The following is a 7859-nucleotide window of genomic DNA, read 5'->3' on the forward strand; positions in this document are numbered from 1 at the left end:
CGCGTCGTCCGCCGTCAGGACCGTGCCCGCGCCCAGCCACGCGTCCGGCCCCAGCTCGGCCCGCGCCCGCCGCAGCACGCCGAGCGCGTCGGCGCCGCTCAGCGACACCTCGACCAGCGGTACACCCGACTCGACGAGCGTCATCACCGTACGGAACGACGCCTCCGCGTCCGCACCGCGCACGATGGCCACGAGCCGCCGGGCCCGCAGCTCCTGCATGAAGTCGACCATGCCCCCAGGCTCGCACAGCGCCCCGGCCGCGCCTCAGGGAACCCGCCGCGCCTCAGCGGCCCCGACGGCCCGACGCCCGCCGCACCACCGGCGTCCCCTCCGGATGCCGCGCCTTCCAGTAAGGGTTGTCGTGCGGCAGCGTCGCGCTCACCCTCCCGTACATCCCGAAGAACATCAGCAGCACCCCGACCGCAAAGCTGAACAGCACGTTCTGGATGCGGAACGCGAGGAAGTTGAAGCTGCTCTCCAGCAGGGCGAGATTGACGAATCCGCTCAGGATGAAGGCGATGCCCAGGATCATGTTCAGCGTCGACGCGAAGTTGCCGCCGACCACCATCCCGGCGAACAGCAGCAGCCCGACGCAGATCGACAGGACGCTCAGCGCCCCGTTGGTGTTCAGGCCCGCGACCTCGTCGCCGCCGGTGTCGAAGAAGCCGACCCTGTCGATCAGGCCGAGGATGCCGAAGGCGAGCAGGACCAGGCCCATCAGGCCCGCGCCGAAGCGGTAGATCCGGCTCAGCCGGTGGTCGACGGGCAGGTGCTCGTCGAGCCTGACGCGCCGTTTGCGGCTCTTGGACCGGGGGCCGGGGTGAACTGCGTGCGTGGCCATGTCCGCCTCCTTCGTGCGCGCGGAGGCCCGGTGAGACGACGTACAGCTACGTACGTGACGTACGTACAGACGCATCTCCAGGATCCGCCCAGGAACCACCGACCGCCAACAAGAGCGCCGCTACGCCCCCTGCCCCCGCTCCTCCCGGATCTGGGCGACCACGCGCGCGACGGCCGTGCGCACGGCCTCCGTCTCGGTCAGGAAGTGCCAGTAGTCGGGGTGGCGGCCGTCCAGCGCGGCGACGGCGCGGTCCAGGCGGGCCACCGAGTCGTCGAGGGGGCGGGCGTGCCGCGGGTCGGGCTTCTGGCGGCCGGTCATGGCCAGGCGCTGGGCGTCGCGGACGGCGAAGCGGGTGCGCTCGATCTCGGCCCCCGGGTCCTTCGCGACGGCGTTCAGGCGCCGCAGCCGGTCGCCGGCGGCGGACACCGCCTCGTCGGTGGAGTTCAGCAGCGCCCGCACCGTGGACAGGAGTGCCGTGGCGTCCGGCCAGCGCTGGTCCTCGCGGGCGCGCTGGGCCTCCTTCAGCTTGGTCTCGGCCTGCCGCACGTTCTCGTCGGCCTGCTCCGGCACCCGCTGCAGGTCCTGCCAGCAGGCCGCGGTGAAGCGGCGCCGCAGCTCGCTGAGGATCGGCTGCACCTGCTCGCTGCGGGTGGTCAGGGCCTGCGCGCGGGTACGCAGCGACACCAGGCGCCGGTCGATCTCGCGGGCCCGCTCCGGCAGCCGCTCGGCCTCGGCGCGGACGGCTTCGGCGTCCCGCACGACCCGGTCGGCACGCTGCAGGGTGTCGGCGACGCCGTGCCGCCCCGCGCCCTGGTTGAGCTTGGTCAGCTCGGGCGCGAGCGCGGCCAGCCGCCCGGCGAGGTCATCGGCCTTCAGGCCGGCGGTCCGCACCGCGTCGAGCGCGTTGCTCGCGGCGAGCAGGGTCTGCCGGGCGCGCTCCACGGCCGGGGCCAGGCGCGCCAGTTGGGTCTCGGCCTTGTCGAGCAGCGGCGTGAGCCCCTGCGAGAACCGGTCGAGCTCCTGCTTGGCGGTGCCGAGGGCCTCCTTGGCCCGGGTCAGCTCGGCGCGGGCGCGCGCGGCCGCGGACGCGTCCAGGTCGTCGCGGTCGAGGTCGTGGGCGTCCACGGCGGTGATGTACTGGTGGCTCACCTCGTCGATGCGCCGCCCGATCGCCTCGAAGTCGGACGCGGCCCGCTGCGCGGCGGGCGACGAGTCGACGGCGGCGATGGTCTCGATGGAGATCCGCAGGTCGCGCTGCGCGGTGTCCAGCTCGTAGAACGCGGCCGCGGCGGCGTCCTTCGCGGCCTGCGCCTCGGCCCGCACGCTCTCGCCGCGCCCGCCGAACCAGCGCCGCGTGCCGCCTCCGGCGAAGGAGGCGGGCAGGGCGGCGGCGAGCAGGGGGAGTACGGGAAGGGGCAGGAGAACGAGGGCGACGGCGCCGCGGAGGGGGCCGGAGGGCCCGGAGGACCCTGAGGACTTGGCCGGACGGGCGACCTGCCGGACGGGGCGCGGGACCTCACGTCCGCGCGGGGCCCCACGTCCGCCCAGGACCCCACGTCCGCCCAGGACACCTTGGACCGCGGCGTCGCAGCGTGAGACGACGGCATCCGCGGCGGACACCGCCAACGACGTCCATCTGTCCCTTGTGTACGGCCGCGGAGGTGTCGCCGTCACTATCCCTCTCCCGTGCTGTTCGCCCTGCCGGTGTCATTCTCCCACCGGTGGAGGACGAACACACGGGCCGGTCAGTTCGCGCTGCGCACTGTGACGTTGCCGTCGACGCTCCGCACGGAGACGTGGTGCGGGCTGCGGGTGTCGCGCGGAACGGAGACGTCGGCGCCGCCGTCGACGGCCTCGGTGTCCACGCGGTACGAGGCCGCGCCACCGCCCCCGCCGCCCTTCGCGACGGGCAGCGCGACGGTCACGGACCCGTCCTGGCTGCGGGCCTGGAGCCGGTCGGGCGCGGCGGCGAGCCGGAGCTGCACGGAGCCGTCCTTCGACGCGGCGCTGATCCGCTTCGACGTGACGCCCTCGGCCCGGACGGAGCCGTCGACGCTGCGCAGGTCGAGCGGCCCGCGGGCGTCCCGCACGGTCACGGACCCGTCCGACGTACGCACCTTCAGCGGCTCCCGGAACCCGGTGGCCGTCACCTTGCCGTCGTTGTTGAGGACGGTCACGGCGACGCCGCGCGGCACGACGACGCGGTGCTTGGCGGAGCAGTTGCTGATGACGCCGCTGCACTCCGTGCGGAACGTGAGCCGGTCCCCGTCCATCTTCCACTTGACCTCGGGGCTCTCCCCGATCACGGTCCGCCCGTCGAACCACCGCGTCACCCGCACGTCCGCGGCCTTCGCGTCGTCGGACACGACGAGCTCGAGGGCCGAGTCTTTCGAGTCCACGGTGAGCGTGCGCCCCGGCAGCGCGAAGGACCGCTGCTCCGGTTCGGAGTCGTCCTCGGCGCTGGCCCCGCACGCCGCGACCATCCCGACGGCGACCGCCGTCGCCCCCACCCCGACCAGGACACGCATACCCCGCGCACGCGGACGCCGGCTGCGGACGGTCATGACGTTCTCCCCCTGTTTCCTTGCCTCCCCGCAGCCGTTGCCGCGAGCACACGACGACCGTACGAACTGCCCGCCTCCCAGGGGATCCGGGCGGCCACCGGATCCACGGTGGGGCTATCCCCCGGCGGCCTCGGGGGTCCCCGCCCCTGACCTCCATACGGGTTTGCGGCGCAGGGCCACCGGCAAGGTAGGCTGTCGGCACATTCCGGGCGCGTAGCTCAGGGGTAGAGCGTCGCCCTTACAAGGCGAATGTCGGCGGTTCGAAACCGTCCGCGCCCACCAGGATGATCAGCGGGACAGCCTCGCATTCCCTTGTCAGAGGGGGTGCGGGGCTGTCCCGCTTTCCGGGGTTTCTGGAGTCTCCGGTGCTTCCGGTGCTTCCGGCGCGAAGATGCCCACCAGAGTGCGGAAGGCCGCGCGGTACGTGGTGGGTGTGGTGCCGTTGAAGCGGTGGAAGTGGTGGCGGAGGTTGGCGGGGGTGCCCAGGCCCGTGGTGGCCGGGATCTGTTCCACGGGGATGTCCGTGTGTTCCAGGAGCCACTGGGCCCGTCGCATGCGGGCGCGCAGGAGGTACTGGAGCGGGGTGAGGCCCGTGTGCGCGCGGAAGTGGCGGGTGAGGCTGCGGACGCTGCTTCCCGTGTGGCCCGCGATGTCCGAAAGCGTCAGCGGGCGGTGGAGGTTGGCCTCCAGCCAGGTCGCGGTGGGGTCGGCGGTGAAGTCGGGGCCGGGGGCGGGGTCGGAGCCGGGGCGGGTGTCGGCGCGCAGGGCCTCCGCCGGGTTCGGGAGCATCAGGAAGAGATGGCGGTCGGCCTCCCTCGCGGTCTGCTCGCCGTGCTCCTCCTCGATGATCCGTACGCAGAGGTCCTTGCCGCCAAGCACTCCGGAGGAGGTGAGGAACGGGCCGTCCGCGACGGGCCAGTCGCCGAGATCGACCTCGATCCGCGGGTGCCGGCGGGCCAGTTCGGGCGCGTGCGACCAGGCCGTGGTGGCGCGCCGGCCGTCGAGGAGCCCGGCTGCCGCCAGGGCGAAGGTGCCGGTGCCGATCGCGGCCAGCCGGCTGCCCCGGGCGGAAGCCGCGCGCAGGGCGTCGAGCACGTCGGGCGGGGGCGGGGCGGGGCAGCTCGCGTATCCCGTGACGATGACCGTGGCCGCGTCCGGAAGACCGTCGAGGCCGTGATCGGCGGTCACCGTCATGACCGCCGGGCCCGCCGTCCTGACCGTGCTCGCGGCGGCGCAGACGCGCAGCTCGTACGGCGGGCGGCGGTAGTACGCGCGCGAGGCCGCGCCGAACAGCAGCCCCGGGGTGCTGAGTTGGTGGGCCGGGACCCCGTCGAGCGCTAGCAGCGCGACCACTGACATGGCCAGAATTTAGCCCAGGGTGGCATCAGGGGGCTTTTTCCGCCCTGGCGGACGCACGGAGGATGAGGGCACGCGCTGCGGAGAACGGTGCAGGTCAGCTCACCTGTTCCGCTCCGGATACGAACGCGCGACCCGCGACCCGGGTAGCGCGACCCGCGACCCACCGCACCATCCGTCATGCACACGCGAAGGGCACCTCCATGTCTGCTCAGGCTCACCCGACCGCTCCGTCCCGCCCGCTGCGACGCCCGCGACGACGCCCCTTGCGACGCCTGCTCGGCGGCGTCGGAGCCGTCGGCGCCGCCACCGTCCTGTGCGCCGCCGGCCTGAGCGGCAGCGCCCACGCCGTCGTGGGCGGGCAGGACGCCACGGAAACGTACCCGTTCATGGTGTCGATCCCGATGACCTTGGAGCAGGAGGACGGGAGCACCCTGGCGGGGGTGTGCGGCGGCACCCTGATCGCCCCGCGGTGGGTGGTGACCGCCGCGCACTGCGCGCAGGACGGCTTCAAGGCCACACCGGACGGGACGGTGCGCGTCGGCAGCGACCGGCTGCACTCCGGCGGCACGGTGCGCACCATCGTCAAGAAGGTCGTCCACCCCCGCTACGACATCGGCGGTGACCGGCGCTCCTTCGACGACATCGCGCTGCTCCGCCTGGACCGTCCCGTCGTCCGCCAAGCCCCGATCCGGATCGCCGACCACGCCCCGCGGCCCGGCGCGCACACCCGGATCCTCGGCTTCGGCACCACGGTCGACGCCACCGAGCCCGAGGAGTGGAAGTTCTCCGAGCGGCTCAAGCAGCTGGACACCCGGCGGGCCCCGGCCGCCAAGTGCCTGGACATCAAGGGCAGTACGGAGCTGTGTACGCAGAGCAGGGTGCCCGGCGCCATGGCGTGCAACGGCGACTCCGGCGGCCCGCAGATCCAGCGCGTCGGCGGCCGCTGGCAGCTCGTCGGGGCCACGTCCGGCGACGGCGACGCGGCCGTCGACCCGAAGTGCGCGGGCGGCCCGGGGATCTACACCTCCGTCGCCGCGTACCAGGGCTGGATCGACAAGACGATCGGCAGGACGAGCGGCAAGGCGGTCGGCGAGCAGCGCTGAAACCGCCTGTCCGGGGCGGCCTCGTACCCGCGTGGCTGCCCCGTTCGGCGCCCGGACCGCCGTACCCGACGGATACTCCGACCATGTCGGTCATCGCGCTGCTCGCCCTCGACGGCCTCCCCGCCCACCAGCTCACCACCCCCGGCCTGGTCCTGGACGCCGTCGCCCGCAGCGCCCCGCGCTCCGCGTACACGCTGCGGATCTGCGCCGTCCCGCGCACCGTCACCACCGCCGAGCCAGCCCCCATGACCATCACCGCCGACCAGGGACTGGAGGGGCTGGAGGGCGCGGACACGGTGGTCGTTCCCGGCCACCAGGGGCTGGGCGCCGACCCGCCGCCGGGCGTGGCCGCCGCCCTGCGCCGCGCCGTCGACCGGGGCAGCCGGGTCGCCGCCGTCGGCACCGGCACCTTCACGCTCGCCGCGGCCGGGCTCCTCGACGGCCGCCGCGCCACCACCGTCTGGAGCCACGTGCCCGAACTGGCCGCGCGCCACCCCCGGGTGGACGTCGACCCGGCCGGGACCCTCGTCGTGGACGGGCCGTTCCGCACGTCGGCCGGGTTCCTCGGCGGCCTCGACCTCTACCTGCGGCTCGTCGAGGAGGACCACGGCCGCGCCGCGGCGGCCGCGACCGCGCGCCGGCTCGTCCTGCCCGTGTACGACGAGGCCGGTGCCGCGCGGGACGAACTCGACCGGGCACGCGCCGGGACGGGGGGCCTCGGGCCGACCGTCCGGTGGCTGGAGGCGGGCCTGGACCGGCCGCTCACGCTCGCCGACATCGCCGCGCACGCCCGCCTCAGCGTCCGCACCCTGAACCGCCGCTTCCGCGCGCACACCGGCCTCAGCCCGCTCCAGTACCTGCTGCGCGCCCGCCTCGACCGCGCCCGGCACCTCCTTGAACAGGACGCCGACGCCACGATCGAAGAGATCGCCGCCCGCGTGGGGTTCGGCTCGTCGGCGAGCTTCCGTCGCCACTTCCGGCACGCCACCGGCATGACGCCACGGGACTACCGCGCTAGCGCGCGGCCCGGGGCGGGTCCGCCTGAAGGTGGGCCTTCGCGTTGATCACGGCTCGGGCCCGCAGGCGGCGCCACTCGGCGAGTTCACCGTGGTGCCGGGTGCGGACCTCGGTGAGCGGCTCCTTGCGGAACGCGGCCTCCGGTTTGAGGTTGTTGACCACCGTCGAGACGCGGAACCAGCGGCGCTGGTCGCCGTAGAGCGTGCGCTGGGCCTCGGCCAGGCAGCCGTCGGTGTGCGCGCGGACCGAGTAGCCGGTGGGCAGGGTCAGCGAGAGCTCGGTGCGGCCGGTGCCGAACAGGGCGCGTGTCACCCGCTGTTGCTCGGCCCGGGACGGCGGGCGGCTGCCGGGGTGCGGCGGCGTCAGGCCCTGCCGGGTCAGACAGGTTTCGGTGAGCTTGCGCTGTGCCGTCTTGATGATGTCGTTCGGCGGCAGCTCCGACGTACGGGACGGCGGGGCCGAGCAGCCGACGGCCAGGGAGGCCAGGGCGGTCAGGAGGGCCATTGCCATGAGGGGCAGGCGGGACGGCCGAGGCAGGTGGGACGGCCGGGGGAGGAGAGGTGCGCCGGGGCGCGCGAGCGGGCGCGGGGGCCGCTCGGCCCGCGCCCCGGCTACTCGTGAGGCGGCTTCGTGGCGCATGCGGGCGGCTCCTGGGACTGGTTCGGCGCACAGTGCATGCGCACACTCCCCAGCGGCCGCCCGGGCAATCGCGTTGTCACTCCGGGGGGTGAGTAGTCGTACCGGGTGGGGGCGCGGGTCGCCCGGCCGTGGCCGACGGCCGGGGCGTCGCCGGTGGGCCCGTCCGGGCGTCGCCGGTGGTCCGGGCGTTGTCGGTCGTTCGGGCGTTACCGGCGGCGCGACTGCGGCGTCGGGTGCGTGCGCCGGTACCTACGGTCCCAGCGCTCCTGGCGGGAGCGCCGGATGCGGTAGTCCCGGTACGTGGCGGGGACGCCGCCACCACCCCCGCCGCCGCCC

7 protein-coding genes, 1 tRNA gene and 1 pseudogene are annotated in these 7859 nt (G+C 74.4%); 3 read left to right on the forward strand and 6 right to left on the reverse strand.

Going from position 1 to position 7859, the window contains the following annotated elements:
- The 4 genes and pseudogenes from STRAU_RS16290 to STRAU_RS16305 all read right to left on the reverse strand — a co-directional run.
- Positions 1 to 231 (reverse strand): annotated as a pseudogene (locus STRAU_RS16290) (bifunctional 4-hydroxy-2-oxoglutarate aldolase/2-dehydro-3-deoxy-phosphogluconate aldolase); the annotation flags it as partial.
- A gap of 52 nt (positions 232 to 283) precedes the next feature.
- A complete protein-coding gene (locus tag STRAU_RS16295; protein WP_016641432.1) occupies positions 284 to 841 on the reverse strand; it encodes a DUF4383 domain-containing protein in 558 nt (185 codons plus the stop codon).
- Between the two features lie 120 nt (positions 842 to 961).
- Positions 962 to 2461, reverse strand: a complete 1500-nt coding sequence (locus STRAU_RS16300) for a phage tail tape measure protein (protein WP_016641433.1) — start codon at positions 2459 to 2461, stop codon at positions 962 to 964.
- 125 nt (positions 2462 to 2586) lie between these two features.
- A complete protein-coding gene (locus tag STRAU_RS16305; protein ID WP_052029112.1) occupies positions 2587 to 3405 on the reverse strand; it encodes a DUF4097 family beta strand repeat-containing protein in 819 nt (272 codons plus the stop codon).
- A 207-nt stretch (positions 3406 to 3612) separates the two neighbouring features.
- On the opposite strand from STRAU_RS16305, the gene STRAU_RS16310 reads away from it, so the two are divergent.
- Positions 3613 to 3687 (forward strand) — tRNA-Val (locus STRAU_RS16310).
- A 33-nt stretch (positions 3688 to 3720) separates the two neighbouring features.
- Here the strand turns inward: STRAU_RS16310 and STRAU_RS16315 are convergent.
- Positions 3721 to 4764, reverse strand: coding sequence for a GlxA family transcriptional regulator (locus tag STRAU_RS16315; protein ID WP_078621262.1), 1044 nt, complete (start codon positions 4762 to 4764; stop codon positions 3721 to 3723).
- A gap of 200 nt (positions 4765 to 4964) precedes the next feature.
- Between STRAU_RS16315 and STRAU_RS16320 the strand changes: the two genes are divergently transcribed.
- The gene (locus STRAU_RS16320; RefSeq protein ID WP_063890363.1) at positions 4965 to 5867 is read left to right on the forward strand and encodes a S1 family peptidase; all 903 of its coding nucleotides are present in this window, start codon (positions 4965 to 4967) and stop codon (positions 5865 to 5867) included.
- An 83-nt stretch (positions 5868 to 5950) separates the two neighbouring features.
- Positions 5951 to 6931 carry a GlxA family transcriptional regulator gene (locus STRAU_RS16325; protein ID WP_016641437.1) on the forward strand — a complete coding sequence of 327 codons (981 nt, stop codon included), beginning with the start codon at positions 5951 to 5953 and terminating at the stop codon, positions 6929 to 6931.
- On the opposite strand, the gene STRAU_RS16330 is transcribed toward STRAU_RS16325, so the two are convergent.
- Positions 6882 to 7394, reverse strand: coding sequence for a hypothetical protein (locus tag STRAU_RS16330; RefSeq protein ID WP_203227419.1), 513 nt, complete (start codon positions 7392 to 7394; stop codon positions 6882 to 6884). The genes STRAU_RS16325 and STRAU_RS16330 overlap by 50 nt on opposite strands.
- Between the last annotated feature and the right edge of the window lie 465 nt (positions 7395 to 7859).

It is taken from the genome of Streptomyces aurantiacus JA 4570, from assembly GCF_000414115.1.
Classification (GTDB): domain Bacteria; phylum Actinomycetota; class Actinomycetes; order Streptomycetales; family Streptomycetaceae; genus Streptomyces; species Streptomyces aurantiacus_A.

Bases quoted from the DNA above. Each gene is read 5' to 3' on its own strand.
- STRAU_RS16325 (WP_016641437.1), top strand. From the start codon at position 5,951: ATGTCGGTCATCGCGCTGCTCGCCCTCGACGGCCTCCCCGCCCACCAG.
- STRAU_RS16330 (WP_203227419.1), bottom strand. From the start codon at position 7,394: ATGGCAATGGCCCTCCTGACCGCCCTGGCCTCCCTGGCCGTCGGCTGC.
- STRAU_RS16305 (WP_052029112.1), bottom strand. From the start codon at position 3,405: ATGACCGTCCGCAGCCGGCGTCCGCGTGCGCGGGGTATGCGTGTCCTG.
- STRAU_RS16320 (WP_063890363.1), top strand. From the start codon at position 4,965: ATGTCTGCTCAGGCTCACCCGACCGCTCCGTCCCGCCCGCTGCGACGC.
- STRAU_RS16295 (WP_016641432.1), bottom strand. From the start codon at position 841: ATGGCCACGCACGCAGTTCACCCCGGCCCCCGGTCCAAGAGCCGCAAA.
- STRAU_RS16315 (WP_078621262.1), bottom strand. From the start codon at position 4,764: ATGTCAGTGGTCGCGCTGCTAGCGCTCGACGGGGTCCCGGCCCACCAA.